Origin of the sequence: Curtobacterium sp. JUb34 (genome assembly GCF_003755065.1) — a bacterium.
GTDB lineage: Bacteria > Actinomycetota > Actinomycetes > Actinomycetales > Microbacteriaceae > Curtobacterium.
On the sequence record NZ_RJVH01000002.1, the window covers coordinates 1 to 18,532 of the forward strand.

Annotated in this window: 11 protein-coding genes and 1 tRNA gene; 9 read left to right on the top strand and 3 right to left on the bottom strand. The window is 73.3% G+C overall.

Features of this window, described 5'->3' with window-relative positions; translation table 11 throughout:
• Nucleotides 1–139 precede the first annotated feature (139 nt).
• From gltX to EDF63_RS06570, 9 genes are all read left to right on the top strand, one after another.
• A complete protein-coding gene (gltX, locus tag EDF63_RS06530; RefSeq protein ID WP_123312243.1) occupies nt 140–1,627 on the top strand; it encodes a glutamate--tRNA ligase in 1,488 nt (495 codons plus the stop codon).
• Between the two features lie 10 nt (nt 1,628–1,637).
• A complete protein-coding gene (locus EDF63_RS06535; RefSeq protein ID WP_123312244.1) occupies nt 1,638–2,666 on the top strand; it encodes an NAD(P)/FAD-dependent oxidoreductase in 1,029 nt (342 codons plus the stop codon).
• 45 nt (nt 2,667–2,711) lie between these two features.
• Nucleotides 2,712–2,783 (top strand) — tRNA-Gln (locus EDF63_RS06540).
• Between the two features lie 315 nt (nt 2,784–3,098).
• Entirely contained in the window at nt 3,099–5,987 is a 2,889-nt protein-coding gene (locus EDF63_RS18625) for an alpha/beta fold hydrolase (RefSeq protein ID WP_185021325.1), read from the top strand.
• A gap of 398 nt (nt 5,988–6,385) precedes the next feature.
• Entirely contained in the window at nt 6,386–7,345 is a 960-nt protein-coding gene (locus EDF63_RS06550) for a glycosyltransferase family 2 protein (protein ID WP_123312246.1), read from the top strand.
• A complete protein-coding gene (locus tag EDF63_RS06555) occupies nt 7,342–8,304 on the top strand; it encodes a glycosyltransferase family 2 protein (RefSeq protein WP_123312247.1) in 963 nt (320 codons plus the stop codon). Before EDF63_RS06550 ends, EDF63_RS06555 begins: the two co-directional genes overlap by 4 nt.
• The gene (locus tag EDF63_RS06560; protein ID WP_123312248.1) at nt 8,301–11,855 is read left to right on the top strand and encodes a glycosyltransferase; all 3,555 of its coding nucleotides are present in this window, start codon (nt 8,301–8,303) and stop codon (nt 11,853–11,855) included. The genes EDF63_RS06555 and EDF63_RS06560 overlap by 4 nt, the downstream gene beginning before the upstream one ends.
• Nucleotides 11,842–13,794: a PIG-L family deacetylase gene (locus EDF63_RS06565; RefSeq protein ID WP_123312249.1), complete on the top strand. Its 1,953-nt coding sequence runs from the start codon at nt 11,842–11,844 to the stop codon at nt 13,792–13,794. Before EDF63_RS06560 ends, EDF63_RS06565 begins: the two co-directional genes overlap by 14 nt.
• Complete coding sequence (locus EDF63_RS06570) at nt 13,791–14,798, top strand: glycoside hydrolase family 16 protein (RefSeq protein ID WP_123312250.1); 1,008 nt, start codon at nt 13,791–13,793, stop codon at nt 14,796–14,798. The genes EDF63_RS06565 and EDF63_RS06570 overlap by 4 nt, the downstream gene beginning before the upstream one ends.
• A gap of 84 nt (nt 14,799–14,882) precedes the next feature.
• Here the strand turns inward: EDF63_RS06570 and EDF63_RS06575 are convergent, their stop codons facing one another.
• The 3 genes from EDF63_RS06575 to EDF63_RS06585 are packed head-to-tail and all read right to left on the bottom strand — an operon-like array spanning nt 14,883 to nt 18,516.
• Complete coding sequence (locus EDF63_RS06575; RefSeq protein ID WP_123312251.1) at nt 14,883–16,064, bottom strand: glycosyltransferase family 4 protein; 1,182 nt, start codon at nt 16,062–16,064, stop codon at nt 14,883–14,885.
• Nucleotides 16,061–17,605, bottom strand: coding sequence for a lipopolysaccharide biosynthesis protein (locus EDF63_RS06580; protein ID WP_123312252.1), 1,545 nt, complete (start codon nt 17,603–17,605; stop codon nt 16,061–16,063). The genes EDF63_RS06575 and EDF63_RS06580 overlap by 4 nt, the downstream gene beginning before the upstream one ends.
• Nucleotides 17,602–18,516: a beta-1,6-N-acetylglucosaminyltransferase gene (locus EDF63_RS06585; protein ID WP_123312253.1), complete on the bottom strand. Its 915-nt coding sequence runs from the start codon at nt 18,514–18,516 to the stop codon at nt 17,602–17,604. The genes EDF63_RS06580 and EDF63_RS06585 overlap by 4 nt, the downstream gene beginning before the upstream one ends.
• Nucleotides 18,517–18,532 lie beyond the last annotated feature (16 nt).

Sequence of the window (18,532 nt, forward strand, 5' to 3'; positions counted from 1 at the left end):
AAGGGGGACCTTGTGGGAGAGTAGGACGCCGCCGGACTTAACCTCAGTAACACCAGGGAACCCCTGACCAGCACTGGTCAGGGGTTTTCTGCGTTCACGACCGCTCCGGAGCGGGGCGTGACGGTAGCATTGGCGGGTCATGACTGCGCCATTCACCACTGCTTCCGGGTCCGAGATCCGTGTCCGTTTCTGCCCGAGCCCGACGGGGACCCCGCACGTGGGGCTCATCCGCACGGCGCTCTTCAACTGGGCGTACGCGCGCCACACCGGCGGCAAGCTCGTGTTCCGCATCGAGGACACCGACGCCGCCCGTGACAGCGAGGAGTCGTACGCGCAGATCCTCGACGCGCTGCGCTGGCTCCGGCTCGACTGGGACGAGGGTGTCGACGCCGGCGGGGAGCACGGTCCGTACCGGCAGTCGGAGCGCACGGCGATCTACGACGACGTCATCGCGAAGCTGAAGGCGTCCGGGCACGTCTACGAGTCCTTCGTCACCCCCGAGGAGATGGAGGCCCGCAACAAGGCCGCCGGACGCGATCCCAAGCAGGGGTACGACAACCACGAGCGTGACCTCACCGAGGCCGAGCGCCAGGCGTTCCGCGATCAGGGCCGCGAACCGGCGCTCCGGCTCCGGGTGCCGGACCGTGACCTGAGCTTCGACGACCTGGTGCGTGGCGAGATCACCTTCAAGCAGGGCACGTTCCCCGACTTCGTGGTCGTCCGGCCGAACGGCAAGCCGCTCTACACGTTCACGAACCCGGTGGACGACGCCCTGATGGGCATCACGCACGTGCTGCGCGGCGAGGACCTGCTGTCCTCGACCCCGCGGCAGATCGCCCTGTACGAGGCGCTGTACGAGATCGGGCTCGCTCCGTCGATCCCGGTGTTCGGTCACCTGCCGTACGTGATGGGCGAGGGCAACAAGAAGCTCTCCAAGCGTGACCCCGAGGCGAACCTGTTCCACCACCGGGACGCCGGCATGATCCCCGAGGGGCTCGTCAACTACCTGGCGCTGCTCGGCTGGTCGATCGGTGCCGACCGCGACGTCTTCTCGATCGACGAGATGGTGGCGGCGTTCGAGGTCACCGACGTCAACCCGAACCCCGCACGCTTCGACCACAAGAAGGCCGAGGCGATCAACGGCGACCACATCCGGCTGCTCGACGCCGCGGATTTCCGGTCCCGCCTGCTGCCCTACCTGACCGACCTCGTCGCCGATCCGCCCACCGCGGAGCAGCTCGAGGTCCTGACGAAGGCGGCTCCGCTCGTCCAGGAGCGCATGCAGCTGCTCGGCGAAGCGCCGGCGATGCTCGGGTTCCTGTTCACCGCCGACGCCGACCTGGTGGTCGAGGACGACGCGCTGGCATCGCTCAAGGGCGACACCGCCGCGGTGCTCACGGCCGGCATCGCTGCGCTCGAGCGGCTCGACGACTGGCGCACCGAGACGATCGAGGCCGCGCTCCGCACCGCGCTCATCGACGACCTCGGGCTGAAGCCCCGTATCGCCTTCGGGCCGCTGCGCGTGGGGGTGTCCGGTCGCCGGATCAGCCCGCCGCTCTTCGAGTCGATGGAGATCCTCGGCAAGGAGTCCACCCTGACGCGGCTCCGCGCCCTCGCGGCCCGCTGAGCGGGGCACGATGAGCACCGCGGGAAGCGCTGCAGGGAGCCCGGACGAGCCGAGCACGCCGGTCGTCCACGACGTGGCGGTCATCGGTGCCGGACCCGCCGGGTTGAGCGCTGCGCTCAACCTGGTGCGGGCGAAGCGGACGGTGCTCCTCGTGGACGCCAACCGGCCGCGCAACGCCGCGACCCTGCGCTCGCACGGCTTCCTGACGCGTGACGGGGTCTCGCCGCTCGAGCTCCGGAAGCTCGGTCGTGTCGAGGTCGAGGCGTACCCGGAGGCGACAGTCGTGCAGGCCGTGGTCGACCTCGTGACGCCCGACGCCGACGGCTGGCGGCTGCACGGGACCTGGCGCGGCACCGAGGTGGACGCGCGGGCGAAGACCGTCGTCGTCGCCACGGGGCTGCGCGAGGAGTTCCCGGCGCTGCCGATGCTCCGCGCGTTCTACGGCACCGCGGTGCACAGCTGCGTCGAGTGCGATGCGTACGACAAGGCGGGGCAGCCGCTCGCGTTCATCTGCGAGACCGATGACGTCGTGGACCGTGCGCTGCTCATCGCGGCGTGGACGGACGATCTGATCGTCTACACGAACGGTGTCGCGCCGCTCGACGACGCCGGGCGTGCGCGCTTGGCTCGTGCCGGTGTCGTGATCGACGAGCGGGTGATCGAGGACCTCGAGGGGGACCGGACCGGGATGACCGGAGTCCGGCTCGTCGACGGCCACGTGGAGCCGCGGACGGGCGGTTTCGTCCGACCGACGTGGCACGCCGACCTCGACTGGCTGCGCACGACCGGCGGCACCGGTACCGGCCCGGGCACCGACACGCCCGGCGTGCCGACCGCCCTCGAGCGCGATGCACAGGGGCTCCTCGTCGTCGACCGGGTCGGCCGCACGACGGTCCCCGGGCTGTACGCCGTGGGGGACGTGACCCCTCCCGGGCCGGAGCAGCTCATCGTGGCGGCCGGGCACGGAGCCGCGACGGCCGCTGCGGTGCACCGTGACCTCGTGGGTGGTCTTGCGGACCTCCGGGATGCTGTACAGTAGTTGATCGTGCCCCGGACAACGGGGCCGGAAGGCCAGCAGGCCTTTTGGGGTATGGTGTAATTGGCAACACAGCGGTTTCTGGTACCGTCGTTCTTGGTTCGAGTCCAGGTACCCCAGCACTCGAAGAACAGCCCCCGGGAGATCCCGGGGGCTGTTCTCGTTTCCACCGGAGATCCGAAGGCTCCGGACAGCGCGTTCCGAGGTTGCGCGGAACCGCACGATGCGTCGTGTCCACGCGGCCCGCTCCGGGCCCTGGACCGTCCCGGTTCGCGGGCCGAGCGCACCGACGGTGGCGAGCCGTGCCTCCTGGCCGGGTTGCGGGACCCCGCACCGCGCGTGACGCGGCTCGTGGGCGGCACCGCGCCGCACGTACGGTCGCAGGACCGACGCGGGACACGCGGCGGCCCGCCGACGATCATCCGAGGTGTCATCGTGACCTCCGCCGACCCGCTGACGACAGCCGACCACTGGACCCACCGCGCCGCGATCCCGCTGGCCGGCGACCACTCCGTCCTGGACCGCTGGGACCGCGTGGTCGCGCTCCACGGCGACGCAGCGGCACTCGCCGGGGACGGCCGCCCGTACACCTTCCGGCAAGCGGACGGCGCGTCGCGTTCGCTCGCTTCGGTGCTCGACGCCGAGCTCCGACCCGACGACCGCAGCGGCGCGGGAGTCGGCGCAGTCGCCGGCGGAGCGTCGAAGCCGGTCGGCGTCATGGCCGGCCAGACCACCGAGGCCGTCGTCGCGATCCTGGCGCTCGTCCGCGCGGGGCGCACCGTGGTGGTGCTCGACGAACACCTGCCGGTGGTCCGGCTCGGACACGTCGCCCGGCTCGCCGGCGTCGACGAGATCGTGGCGGATTCCGCGCGCGCCGACCTCGCGGCCACCGTCGTCGCCGAGCGCGACGGACGCGTGCACGCACTCGCCGACCTGCTCGAACGACACGGCGAGTCGGCGAGCGACGAGCGGGCGACCGACGTGACGACGGCCGACACGACGGCGGACACGACGGCCGACACCACGGCCGACACAGCAGCGGACACGGCAGCCGACGCGCCCGCCGGCACCCGCGCCGCCGGCACCCGCGCCGCCGGCACCCGCGCCGCCGGCACCCGCGCCGCCGGCACCCGACCCGGCACGCGCCCGGGCGGCCGCGACCCGTTCGCGATCGTCTTCACCTCCGGCTCGACGGGCATGCCGAAGGGCGTCGTCCTGACGCACCGGCAGCAGCTCGCGAACGCCGAGCAGGACGCCGTCGCCCTCGGCACCGGTCCCGACGACCGGCTCGGCGTGGTCCTGCCGCTGTCGTTCGCGGCCGGGCTGCTGTTCTCGTTCGACACGCTGCTGAACGGGGGCGGCGTCGTGCTCCTCGAACCCCGCGAACTCGGGGTCGAGCGCCTGCTCGCACGGTTCACCGACGACGGCGTGAACGTCCTCGTCTGCACCCCGCACTTGCTGCGCTCGATCGTCGGTTCGCAGACGGCCCCCGGGGCGCAGGCGTCCGGCGCGGCGCCCGCGCTCGGCGGCCTGCGCTTCCTGATGACCACGGGCGAGGCGGTGACCGGGGCGGACATCGCCGCCGCCCGCCCGCACCTCGACCCGACGACGCTGCTCCTCAACGCGTTCGGGTCGAGCGAGACCGGCTGCGTGGCGTACTGCCCCGTCGAGCCCGGGTCGCCGGTGCCCGAGGGCGTCGTCCCCGCCGGGTGGCCGTTGCCCGGCAAGCAGGTGCTCGTGCTGCGCGAGGACGGCAGCCGCGCCGACCCGGGGGAGACCGGCGAGCTCGTCATCGTCTCCGAGGGCCTGACCGCCGGGTACTGGGGCGCCCCGGAGAAGACCGCCGAACGGGCCGGACGCACCGACGACGGCACGCCGACCTGGCGCCAGGGCGACCTCGCCCGGATCGAGCCGGACGGTCGGCTCGTGCTGCTCGGACGGTCCGACGACGCCGTGAAGGTCCGCGGGTACCTCGTCGAGCCGAGCGAGGTCGAGGCGGCGCTCCGCGCGATCCCCGAGGTGCACGACGCCGTCGTCACGGCGCAGGTCGACCCGCCCGCAGTGACCCACCTGGTCGCGTACGTCGTCGGCCGTCCGGGCCAGCGGACCCCCGCGCCCGCGGCCCTGCGGCTGGCCCTGCGCGACCGCCTGCCGGAGTACATGGTGCCGGCGTCGATCGTGCCGATGACGGAGCTGCCGCGGAACGAGCGCGGCAAGGTCGACCGTGCCGAGCTGCCGGGTGCGCCGAGCATCGAGACCGAGATGGTCGAGGGCGAGTACGACCAGTGGGAGCTCGTGGTCGGGCAGATCTGGGCCGAGGTGCTGGGCCTCCGGGGAGTGCACCTCGACGAGGACTTCTCCGCGCTCGGCGGCGACTCGCTCTCCGCCGAGGAGATGCTCGCCCTCGTGCAGAGCCGCCTCGGCATCGACCTGCGGTCCTCGGACGTCCTGCAGCACCCCACGCTCCGGGCGTTCGCCCGACGGGTGCGCAGCGGCACGACGGCGCTGCCGAGCCACCCCGACGTGGTCAAGGTGTCCGGCGCGCGCGAGTCCGGACGTCCGCCCGTGTTCTGCTTCGCCGGCGGCGGAGCGCTCGCGCTGACGTTCCTGCCGTTGTCCCGCTACCTGCCCGAGCACGACGTGTACGCGTTCCAGCAGCACGGCCTCGAGCGTCGGGGGATGCCGGACTGGAGCATCCAGGCCAGCGCCCGCCGGTACGTCGCCCTGATGCGGATCGTGCAGCCACGCGGACCGTACCTGCTGGTCGGCCACTCGCTCGGCGGGCTGATCGCGCTCGAGATCGCCCGACTGCTCACCGAGAGCGGCGAGCAGGTCGAGCACGTCGCGCTGCTGGACACCTACCTGCCGCGGACGGGCGCCGAGGGGGTCCGGCAGCAGTTCGGCCGGCTCGAGCCGCGCGAGCACCGGAACCCCGCGGTCCGCGCCGCCGGCCAGCGCCTCGCCGGGGCCGTCCGGAGGGTCATGCCCACGGGCATGTCGTGGGGCGACCACGTCGCGAAGCGGGTGCGCGCCTACAGCGCGGGTGTGCTGCGGCACGGCGGCCAGAAGGACTTCGACGCCTTCTTCGACCAGGCCGAGCTCGTCACCCGGCGGCACCACCCGACGCCGTTCCACGGACGGGCGACGTACGTGCTCGCCGACGCGAACCCGGACGCCGCCGGCTGGTCCGCGCTGCTGCGCGGCCGGACCGAGACCGTGCGGATCGCCGCCGAGCACAGCTCGTTGCTGCGGGAACCGCACGTGGCCGACCTCGCGACGGCGCTGCGTGCGGCGTTCGCGACGGAGGGCGCGGCCCGGAACTGAGCCGGTCGACGGACGGGAGGCCCGGTGCCAGCTGGCACACCTCCCTCGCAGGCTCGGTCGGCGCGCCCCGCGCAACGCTTCGCGTTGCCGCTCTGCGGGGCGCGCCCGTCCGTCCGTCGGTGCGTCCACGGCACGTGGCCGCGCGGTGTTGCGGGTTTCCGTATCCACGGCCGAGTGTCCGCAATGGACCGCACCGCGCATTGACCGCCTGCCACCCCGCGACGATGGTTGGACACGCGGGGGAGAGTACCCACTCACCTGCGAAGCCGGCGGCGTCGTACCCGCGTCCCGCTGCTCGACCGACGACGGTCACCGTCGTCGATGCGTCATCCGAGGACGCGCCGCTCGTCACACGAGCCACAACCCGACAGCAACCCTGACCCGACAGGACCGCGCCCATGCCCGCACGTACCGTTCGCCCTGCAGACCCGAGGGTCTCCGTCGTCATCCCGGCGCGGAACGAGGCCCGAAACCTCGAGATCATCCTGCCGAAGCTCCCGCCGGTGTACGAGGTGATCTTGGTCGACGGCAACTCCGTCGACGACACCATCGCCGCCGCCCAGCGCGTGATGCCCGACATCCGCGTCGTCCACCAGACCCGCAAGGGCAAGGGCAACGCCCTCGCCTGCGGGTTCGAGGCCGTCACCGGCGACGTCGTCGTCATGTTCGACGCCGACTGCTCCGCCGACCCCGACGAGATCCCGCGCTTCGTGCAGGCACTCGTCGAGGGCGCCGACGTCGCGAAGGGCACCCGCTACTCGCTCGGCGGCGGCAGCGACGACATCACGATCGTCCGCAACCTCGGCAACCGCGGCCTGAACATGCTCTGCAACATCATCCTCGGCACCCGCTACAGCGACCTCTGCTACGGCTACAACGCCTTCTGGGCGGACGTCCTGCCGGAGATCGGCCTGCTGTCCTCCGAGCTGCCGAAGCCGACCGACGGCTCGATGCTGTGGGGCGACGGGTTCGAGATCGAGACCGTGCTCACCTGCCGCTGGTCGGCCGCCGAGCTCGCGATCACCGAGGTCCCCAGCCACGAGAAGCTCCGCGTGCACGGCTCCAGCAACCTCAACGCCGTGACCGACGGCATCCGTGTGCTGAAGTCGATCATGCACGAGCGTCGCCGCGCTGCGATCGGCCGCTCCGAGGTCCGCCGTGCCGCCATGAGCGTTGTGCCGCCGGCCGAGCAGCTGGCCGCCGCGCCGCACGCCGCCGCGCCGCACGCCGCCGCGCCGCACGCCGCGGCGCCGCACGCAGCCCCGGCTGCAGCGCACGCGACGGTCCACGCCGCCGGACACGCCCCGGTCGGCGCACCCGTCGCCGCCGTCGCCAGCCTCGAGGAGGAAGTCGCGTGACGACCGTCGCGGTCGTCATCTGCGCGTACACCCAGCAGCGCTGGGGTGACCTGCAGGACAGCGTCGAGTCCGCCAAGCGCCAGCCGGAGGCCCCCGAGGTCGTCGTCGTGATCGACCACGAGCCCGAGCTCCTCGCCCGCGCCGCTGCACGCTGGCCCGAGCTCCGCGTCGTCCCGAACACCGAGGACCGCGGCCTGTCCGGCGCCCGCAACACCGGCGTCGCCCTCACCGACGCCGACGTCGTCGCGTTCCTGGACGACGACGCCACGGCCGACCCGGACTGGCTCGGCCACATGCTCACCGCACTCGAGGACCCCGACGTCGTCGGCGTCGGCGGTCGGGCCACCCCGTCCTGGCCCACCGCCACCGGTGCCGGCCCCTACGCGGACGAGCTCCTCTGGATCGTCGGCTGCTCGTACCGGGGCCTGCCGGAGACCCCCGGCGACGTGCGCAACGTCATCGGGTCGAGCATGGCCTTCCGCCGTGACGCGATCATGCTCGCCGGCGGCTTCCGCTCCGGCATCGGCCGTGTCGGCAACCAGCCGCTCGGCTGCGAGGAGACCGAACTCTGCATCCGCATCGCCCAGGCCCGTCCGGGTGCGCGCATCCGCCACGAACCCCGGTCGAACGTCTCGCACCGGGTGTCCCCGGACCGCGTGACGATGCGGTACCTGCGTCGTCGCAGCTACTACGAGGGCATCTCGAAGGCCGTCCTGAGCCGCCGCGTCGGCACGGGTGACTCGCTCGCCAGCGAGTCGACGTACCTGACCAAGGTCATCCCCGGAGCGGTGCTGCGCGAACTGCGGCACATCGGCCGCGGCGGCGCCCTGCGCGCCTTCGCGATCGTGCTCTCCGTCGCGTCGACCGTCACCGGCTACGCCGTCGGCCGTGTCCTCGGCGGCGTCGTCGTCCGCACCCCGGCCACCGTGCCGGTCGCACAGCCGGTGGGCACGAGGTGACCCGCGCGACCCTGGCGATGGTCATCTCGCCGATCGTGACCGGCCCGCTGTCCCCGACGTGGGACGGCGCCCTGTGGGTCGGCGAGGTCGACCGGGCCGACGTGCACGCGTCCAGCCACCGTGACGTGGTCGCACTCGAGGGCGCCGCGGGCTACCGGCGCGCTCGACTGCTCGTCCGCGACCACGGCGAACCCCTCGGCTTCGTCGAGGCGGACATCACCGAACGTCGCCGCATCGGCGGGACCATCGACGTCCGGACCCTCCAGCGCGCGATCCGGCCGATGCCGGTGCCCGAGCGTCGGCCGGCAGCAGGTCTGGTGCTGCCGTCCGTCACCGTGGTGCTCTGCACGGACGGGGCCGCCGGCACGACCATGCGGTCGGTGCTCGCCAACGAGTACCCCGACTTCGACGTCGTCGTCGTCTCGCACGGCGCCGACGACAGCGGCGCCGCGACGGTCGCGATCGGCGGACGCCGCGTCACCACGATCGCTGCGCCGGCCGGTGGCCTCGCCGCCGCCCGCAACGCCGGACTCCTCGCAGCGAGCGGCGACGTCGTCGCGTTCGTCGCCGAGGGTGCCGTCGTGGACGGCGACTGGGTCGCCGCGCTCGCCGGAGCGTTCGCCGCGGACCCCGACGTCGCCTGCGTCACCGGACTCGTCCCGAGCGCCGAACTGCGCACCCCCGCGCAGCGCTGGCACGACGACCGCACCGCGGCCGGCCGGACCGTCCGCCGTCGGGTGTTCCGCCTCGACGACACCGACGACGCACCCCCGCACCACCCCTTCGCCGCCGCTGCCTACGGCACCGGTGACAACCTCGCCGTGCACCGTGCGACCGCGCTCCGGATCGGCGGCTTCGACACCGCCTTCGGACCGGGGACCCGCGTCGGCGCCGGCGACGACCTCGACCTCTTCACACGACTGTTGTTCGCCGGATCCGCGATCGCCGTCGAACCGGCCGCCATCGCGTGGCAGCGATCGGCGGACGACGTCGCGTCGCTCCGCGCCGCCGCTGCCGCGCACGGCCACGGACTCGGAGCCTGGATGACCAAGAACGCCATCGACCGCGAGTCGCTCACCGCATCGGTGGACGCAGCGCCCGAGGCGCTCAGCGCCTTCGCACGACTCGGCCTCGAGCAGGGCGACCGTGTGACGGACATCGCCGGCGACCAGCCCGGCACCGGTGAGGACCGCGTCCCGGACGCGGTCGACACCGAGTTCGCCGCCACCCGGCGGCGACTGCGCGGGGTCGAGCGTCGCTCGGTCCTGGCGGCGCCGTTCCTCGCACTCACCGAACGGCTGCGCGGCGGCGGCACCATCGACCGGAACGCCCGTGGCCGTCACGAGCTCCGGCACGGCCTGGCCTCGGCCGGTCCGGCCCGCCCGGTCGCGGTGGACGCCATGAGCCCGGTCGCGCGGCTCACCGCAGCGGCGATCGTCGTCCTGACGCTCCTCGTCGCCGGGGTCGCGGCGCTCGCCGGACTCCCGGTCCTGCGGGGGAGTGCGATCGGCGTGTACCTCTTCGCGCTGCTCGGCGTCGCCCCGCTGCTGCTCGTCCGCCCGATGCCGTTGGCCCGGTTCAGCGTCTTCGCGGTCACGGCGTCGCTCGTCGGGACGATCGGCATCGGCTACACGATGGCGACCTTCCAGCTCTGGAACCCCACCGCACCGTTCGTCGGTGTCGTCGTGCTCACCGCGGTCGCCCTCGCCGTCGCCGTGCCGCGGGACGTCGCCGAACTGCAGCGGGCACGCCTCGCGCCGGTCGCCGAGGGGGCCACCGCTCGCCGCTGGACCACCACCCACACCGTCACGGCCGGCTCCGTCGTCGGGCTGCTCGTCATCGTCGTCGCCGCGCTCACGCACATCGGCGACCCGGTGCCGGACGGGCTGTTCGGCTCGCTCGGCCCCGGCCTGGTCGTCGGACTGGCGATCGTCGTCGCCGCTGCCGTCGTCGCCCTGGTGCGCGGCCGCGGACTCGCGATCCCGGTCGTCGTGCTCGGCGGGTCGATCCAGCTCGCGCAGGCCATCACCTACGGCATGCCCACCGTCATGGCGGCCGCCCGCCACATCGGCGTGCTCGAGTACATCCGACGCTGGGGCTCGACGAACCCGGCCGCCGACATCTTCCAGACGTGGTCCGGGCTGTTCGCCGGCGGCGCCTGGGTCGCGGACGTCGGCGGGATCGACAACGCGATGACCATCGCCGCGTGGGTCCCCGTCCTGCTGGCCTTCAGCACGACGATCGCCGTCGGGGTCCTCGCCGCCAACTGGCTGCCGGGCAACCGCCGCCCCTGGATCGCGGCGTTCCTGACCGCGATGACCGGCTCGCTCAACACGACGTACTTCTCGCCGCAGTCGGTGGGCATCCTGATGTCCCTGGTGATCCTCGTGCTGGCCGTCGGCCCGCTGCGACGCACCGCCGCGACCGCTGCCGACGGCGTCCGCTCGACCGTCCTGCGTGCACGCCGCGTTGGCCTGTCCCGGATCATCGCCATCACCCTGATCGGCATCGTGCTGGTCGTCACCCACCAGATCTCGCCCTACCTGACGGTCGCCGCACTCGTGACGCTCATCGTGTTCCGGCTGCTCCGACCCTGGTGGCTCCCGATCGTGGTGCTCGTGCCGGCCGTCGGCTTCGCCCTGCTGAACGACGACATCCTGGGGAAGTTCCTGTCCCTCGGGGCCGTCGGCAAGGTGCTCGACAACGTGCAGCCGCCGTCGCACGACATGACCGTCCTGCCGAAGCCGCTCGTCACCCGGCTCGCGTTCGACATCCCCGCAGCAGCGCTCGTGGTGCTCGGCCTCGTCGCCGTGATCACGGTCCTGATGCGCCGGGACCGCGTGCACTGGGGGCTGTTGGCCACGGCCGCGAGCCCGATCTCGCTGCTCGTCGCGACGAACTACGGCCAGGAGGGCATCTTCCGCGTCGTGCTGTTCGCCACACCGTGGATCGCGATCCTGGCTGCGGGCCTCCCGATGCCCAGCGGCCGGTTGGCTCCCGTCGGTCGCCTCCTCACCCGCACGATGCGACCCACCGCCGTCCAGGTCGTCGTCGCCGCAGCAGCGGTGGCCGCGATGGTCGGGGTCGGCGCCTTCGGCCAGACCGCCCTGGACTGGAACCGCGTCCCGACGCGCAGCCAGTCGGCGGCGACGCAGTTCTACGACTCCACCGCGCCGAAGGGTTCGATGATGCTGCTCACCGGGTCGGCCAACGCCGTCCCGAGCAACACCGGCGCCCGCTACTTCGACGTCGGGGCACTGTCCCGCGAGGTCCTCGGGGCGTACCCGGAGCCGCAGGGCTACGACGCCGAAGCCGACGTGTCCACGATGACCCGCCAGTTCGTCCTCGACTGGCCGGCGACGAAGTACTACGCCCTGGTCGCCGAGCCGTTCGGCGCCTACGACGAGCGCTACGGCTACCAGACCGACGCCGACTACCAGGAGCTCGCGGCCGCCATGGCCGATTCGCCCTACTGGAAGCGCGTCTTCGGCTCCGGCACCACCGCCGTCTACGAACTGACCCCGGAAGGGCTGGCACATGCCACGAACTGAGCACGACACGGTCCGGACCTCCCGGCGGACGCGGCGCATCGGCGCCGCGTCCGCCGCGGCGGTGCTCGGCCTCGTGGCGTTCGTCGTCCCGACGCTCACCGCGACCGGTGGAGCGGCGCACGCCGACACCACGACCGGACAGTCGTCGGCGTCGGGGGCCGCCGCCGGTGCGGACTGCAGCGCCGGCCGGGTGCTCACGATGGTGGCCCACGCCGACGACGACCTGCTCTTCTCGGGCACCGAACTGCGCGCCGACGTCGACGCGGGCAAGTGCGTCCGCTCCGTCGTCGTGACGGCGGGCGACGCCGGCAAGCCCGCCTGGTACTGGCAGGCCCGTGAGGACGGCCTGATGGCCTCGTACGCCGAGATCGCCGGCGTCGACGCGGACTGGACCACCGGTCAGGTCGTCGTGGCCGGGAAGACCCTGCGCACGGAGACGCTGGCGACGCATCCCGAGCTCAGCCTGGTGTTCCTCGAGCTGCCGGACGGGAACATCGACGGGTCGGGCTTCGCGGCCACCGACGACGAGAGCCTCGAGAAGCTCTACGAGGGCCACATCCCGACGATGCACACCGTGGACGGGGCGTCGCAGCCGACGTCGTACTCGCTGACGTCCCTGCGCGCGACCTTCGCCGGGCTCGTCACCGGGTACGCGCCCACCGAGATCCACACCCTCGACCACGGCGGCACGTACGGCGACGGCGACCACAGCGACCACCACACCGTCGCGTACCTCGCCGACGAGGCCCAGGCGACGTACACCGCGGCCCACACCTTCACCGGGTACCTCGGGTACCCGATCGCGAACCGCCCCGCGAACCTCAGCGCCGCGCAGACCGCCGCGAAGGCGGCCGCGTTCTTCGCCTACGCCGCGTACGACGGTGAGACCTGCGGTTCCACGTCCGCCTGCGCGTCGCGCCCGGAGGGCTCCTGGCTGAGCCGGCAGTACGCCGTCGGCTCGTCGGCCGAGCCCCCGACCGACCCCACCGACCCGACCGACCCGCTGCCCGCGCAGGGCACCGACGTCACCGCCGGTGCGACCGTCACCGCGAGCGCCGAGAACCCGGCGGACGGCCAGACGGCCGTCAAGGCCGTCGACGGTGTGGTGAGCGGGTACCCCGACGCCCCGACCGCCGAGTGGGCGGCTCCGTGGGGCGGCGTCGGCACCTGGATCCAGCTGGGCTGGGCAGCCGGCACGACCCTGCACGAGATCGACCTCGCCGACCGTCCGAACGGCGACGACCAGGTCACCGGCGGCACGCTGACGTTCTCCGACGGTTCGAGCGTCGCGGTCCCGTCGCTCGACAACGGCGGCGCCGTGCAACGCGTCACGTTCAGCGCCCGGCAGGTCAGCTGGGTGCGGTTCACGGTCGGTTCGGTCAGCGGCACGACCCGCAACGTCGGCCTCGCCGAGATCCGGGCCTTCCGGCCGGCGGACACGACGCCCACGCCCACCCCGACGCCCACCCCGACGCCGACCCCGACGCCGACCCCGACGCCGACCCCGACGCCGACGCTGTCGGACGTCACCGGGTCGGCCACCCCGACCGCCGCGTGGGACGACCAGTCCACCGGGCAGACCGTCGCCAAGGCGGTGGACGGTGTGGTGTCGGGCTACCCCGACAACACGACGGCCGAGTGGGCCGCCCCGTGGGGCCGGACCGGGGTCTGGATCCAGCTCGACTGGGCCGCCTCGCAGCGGCTCGGCCGGATCGTGCTCCACGACCGCCCGAACAGCGCCGACCAGGTCACCAGCGGCACCCTGACGTTCTCGGACGGCAGCCAGGTCGCCGTCGGCACCCTGCCGAACGGCGGCGACGCCCTGACGGTCGACTTCACCCCGCGTGACGTCACCTGGGTGCGGTTCACGGTGACGGGCGTCTCGGACAGCACGGGCAACGTCGGACTCTCCGAGATCCGCGCCTGGACGACCGGGTGACCGACGAGCAGGGCGACGGCCAGGAGGCCCGCCCCACGTGGTCGGAACACGTCGCCGACGACGCGGCGTCGGCCCACGGCGCCCCACCGGCACACGGTCGTGGCCTGTCCCGGCACCGGCCGTCGCGGCGCGCCGGCACCCGCCGGACCGCGTTCGCGGCCGGCGCCCTGCTCGTGGCTGCCGGCATCGTCGCCGGCACCACGACCGCGACCACCACGGCGAACGGTGACGACGTGACCCTCGATGACCCGAGCGGCGTCTCGATGCCGAGCTCCGAGCCGGAGGGGTGGACCCGGGTGTTCGGCGAGGACTTCGCCGACGCCGCCACGAACCGGACCTTCGAGTCCCGGTACTCGGACCGGTTCGTCGCCTACCACGGGTTCGCCGACACCGCGGGGACGGGGCGCTACCAGGCGTCCACCCTGTCGACGCACGACGGCGTACTCGACGTGCGGCTGCGCACCACCCGCGCCGGGGTGCCGCTGGCGGGCGGTGTCGTGCCGCTCGTCGACGGCCAGTGGGGCGGGCAGACCGCCGGCCGGTACAGCATCCGGATGCGGAGCGACGAGGTCGACGGCTACGGCGTGGCCGTGCTGCTCTGGAGCGACGAGAACCTCTGGTCGGACGGCGAGGTCGACTTCCCCGAGGGAGCGCTCGGCGCCCCTGCGTGGCTCAACGTGCACTGCCTGGCGGACCCCGCCGAGAAGTGCATCCACCAGCAGACCGAGGCGTCGCTGAAGGACTGGCACACCTACACGATCGAGTGGACCGCCGACCGGATGTCGTTCCTGGTCGACGACGAGGTCGTCGGCACCACGACGGAGAACATCCCGACGGCTCGGATGCACCTGGTCGTGCAGGCCGGGTCGAACGCGGGGAACCCGCCGGCGGACGCCGCCGGGTCGCTCCTCATCGACTGGATGACGATCGACGTGCCGGCGGACGGTGCCGAGCCGAGCGCGTCGCTGCCGGACGACACCGCGGCGACGGCCCCGAACGACTGAGCCGTCCCGAACAACTGAGCGGTGCCGAACGACCGAGCGGTGCCGACGTGGTCGTCGGCACCGCTCGGTCGTCGTCGTCGTTCGTCAGTGCTTCGCGTGCGCCTCGAGCGCCCGGAGCAGCGCCGCAACGTGCCGCTCCCGGCCGTACCGGTCGCGCACCCAGGCACGGCACCGGTCCGCCAGCCCCGGTTCGGCCTCGGCGGCGTGCAACGCCTCGACGACCGTGTCGGCCAGCGCTGCGGTCTCGGTGGGGTCGACGGTGAACCGCGCCCACTCGCCGCTCAGGATCTCGGCGGTGCCGCCCGACGCCGCTGCGACGACGGGGCGTCCGGTGGACATCGCCTCGACGACCACGCGGCCGAACCCCTCGGGTTCGATGGAGGGTGCCACCACGACGTCCGCGGCGTGCAGCAGCGGGACGACGTCGTCACGCTCGGGCACCACGACGACGGAGCCGTCGGGCAGCGCGGCGATCGCACGGTGCACGGCGGGGGCGTCCTCCGGGTACAGCGCACCGGCCAGGACGAGCACCGGGGCCGGGGCGGGCGGTGTGCCGGGCCCGACGAGGACGCGGGCCGACGCGTGGACGCGCCCCCATGCCTCCAGGAGGGCCAGCACGCCCTTCGAGCGCGTGAGCCGACCGTAGTAGAGCACCACGGGGCGGTCCTGGTCGAGGCCGAGCGCAGCACGTGCGCGACGTGTGCTCGCCGCGGTGGCGGCGGGGAACGCCGCGGTGTCGACGCCGTTCGGGACCACGTCGACCCGGTCCGGCGGGGCGCCGACGGCGGTCCAGGCACGTGCCATCGCCGCGGAGACCGCGAGGTACCGGGTCCGGCCCCCCGCGAACGGGCCGAGACGCCGGTAGTTCGGGGCGTGGTGCAGGTGCACGGCCAGGGGGACGCCGGACACGAACGACACGACGCGGCCCCACGGCAGGAACTCCGGACGGTTCAGCCACAGGACGTCAGGACGCGACCGGCGGAGGCGCAGGCCCTCGCGGACGAAGCGCAGCACGTCCGTCGGGGCGGAGCGGATGCCGAAGCGGTAGTCGCGGGCATGACGCAGTCGGACGCCCAGCTGGTCGAACACCGCGCGGCCCGCGTCCGGGTCGCCGTCCGCGCCGGCTCGGTGCCACACCTCGACGTCGTGGCCGGCCGCGACGAGCTCGCCGACGTCCTCGACGACGCACCGTTCGACGCCGCCGGTGATGGCGAGTCCGTTGGTGGCGACGACGACACGCAGCGGACGGGTGGTGGGACGGGTCATGCGGATCCTCCGCGAGCGAGTTTCAAGCGACGGAAGAACCAGGGCAGGCACGCGGCGACGCCGACGATGCGGACGATGTTCCAGACGAGGTCCTGCGGCGGGAGGAGCGAGGCCGCGGCGACGACGATCGCGATCGCGATGGCCAGCAGCACCCGGCGTCGGGGACCGCGCCACTCGCGGCGGTCCGGCAGGGAGGCCTGCTGCAGCGCGGCGAGGACGGCGTAGGCGATGACGGTGGCGATGCCCGCGCCGACGATGCCGGTCAGGGGCACCAGCACCAGGTTCGCCGCGATGTTCACGACGCCGGCGACGGCACCGATGACGCCGACCGTCACCCCGCGGCGCTCGACCAGCAGGAGCCGACCGGTCGCACCGCTCGCGACCACCGGGAACGCGGTCAGGGCGACCACGAAGACGACGACGGTGAGCGACTCGACCCGGTACGACGCCGGCGCCAGGATCGGCAGCGCCACCGGCGACACGAGCGTCACGGCGACGAGCACGGGGGCGAGCAGCATGTAGAGCTCGTCACGGGCGTGCATCGCGAGCCGGCGGCGGGCCACGGCGTCGCGGAGGGCGGCGAAGTGCGGCGCCCAGGCCTGGTTCGTGAAGGTCAGCAGCAGGATGACCGCGGAACCGACGACGTAGGCGATCTGGTAGCGGGCGACCTCGTCGGCACCGAGGAGGCGCTGCACGACGAGCCGGTCACCGGCGTTCAGGACGAAGTACGACAGGCTGCCGAGCGCGATCGGGACACCGAGCTTGAACGCCCGGACCGTGGTGCGGTGGTCGAACAGGCCGCGGAACCGCGGCTTCGTGGCGACGATGCCGATGACCATCGCCGCACCCTGCGCCACGACCCCGCCCCAGGCGTACGTGGTGGCGTCGGCGTGCACGGCGGCGAGGAGCCCGAGGCCGATGATCGACCCGCCGACGGACGACAGCAGGCTCGTCACGGCGAACACGCGGATGCGGTCCTGGGCGACGAGCAGCGCGAGGGACAGCTGCACGATCGCGGCCGGCCCGGTCCAGAGCACGGCGACCAGCAACAGCGGGTGCTGGTCGACGAAGCCCGCGGCGTCGCCCCAGAGCGGGATCGACACCAGGGCGAACACGGTGACGGTGACCGCGGTGACCATGCCGACGAACACCAGACCGCGGGCACGCCGGTCGTCGCCGTCCTCGGCGCGCTGCAGCACCGACGCCTGGTCGATGCCGCAGACGGCCACGACCACCAGGGCCTGGTACAGCGCGATCGCCGAGGCCAGCACGCCGAACTCGGCCGGTGGCATCAGGTGCGCGAGCACGGGGGAGATCAGCGAACTCACGACGAGCTGCATCGACCAGACGACCACGTAGAGCAGGCCACGGCCGAACAGCACCGACGAGCCGCGTGCGACGGCGATCGAGTCGGTGTCGGTGGACAGCGCGCCGGGGGCCGCCGGTTGCACGGACGCCTCGAGCTCGTCGTCGTCTGGCTGAGCCGCCAGCGCCGCGGCCTCGGCCGCACGGGCCTCGCGTCGGGTCTGGGGGACGGTCACTGCGCCACCACCACCGGCTGGTCGTCGGCGGACGTCCGGAGCCCGAACGTCGCGTCGACCACGTCGAGCAGGTCGGTGCTGCGCGACGTCGAGAACTTGCGGGCGAACACGTACGGGGTCGACTGGTCGGCCGACGTGCGACGCTCCAGCAACCGGCCGGCGTCCTCGATGCCGAGCCACGGCGGGCTCTTCTGCTTCGTGCCGTCCCACCCGATCCACCAGAGCGGCTGCGCCGCGTGGGCGTCCGCGAAGTCCGGGGTGAACTCCGGGGTCAGCAGGACCGACGGCACGAAGGTCTCGTCACCGATCCACACGCGCTCCCAGAACGCCACCAGGTCGGGGCGCTGGTCGAACACGTCGACGACGCCCTGCGCGTGGTGCCGGGCCAGGACCTTGAGCTGCGAGCCGCCGCCGAACACGACGTCACGCGGGACGCGTCGGGGGATCGGCAGGCGCAGCATGTGCTTCCGCCACGCCCAGTGCCGGAACCGCACGCGCGACCGACCGCCGTCCCGACCCCAGGCGGGGTGCGGCAGCGGCTTCGCCTCGACGAAGGACCGGCCGGGGTTCGCCGCCAGGAGAGCCGAGATCTCCTCGGCGTCGGCCAGCGGGTAGTCGCTGCCGGTCAGCAGGGCCACGTGCGTGGCGTCGGTCCCGGACAGGGCGGCGCGGTAGCCGGCGACCTCGGCCGCGACGTTCTCCCACTTCGCCCACCCGGTGCGCATCCGCGGCAGCACGTGCACCCGTTCGGGCAGGCCGGCGGTCATCGCCTCGAACGCGTCGTCGTCGGTGCTCGCGTCGCAGTGCAGGAACACCGGGAACGGGTCGAGCGCCGCCACGAGCCGACGGACGTGCGTCGGGTCCTCGTGGGCGAGGACGATGCACGCGAGCGGCGTGGGAGTGATGGCCATGTCCGCGACGCTAAGC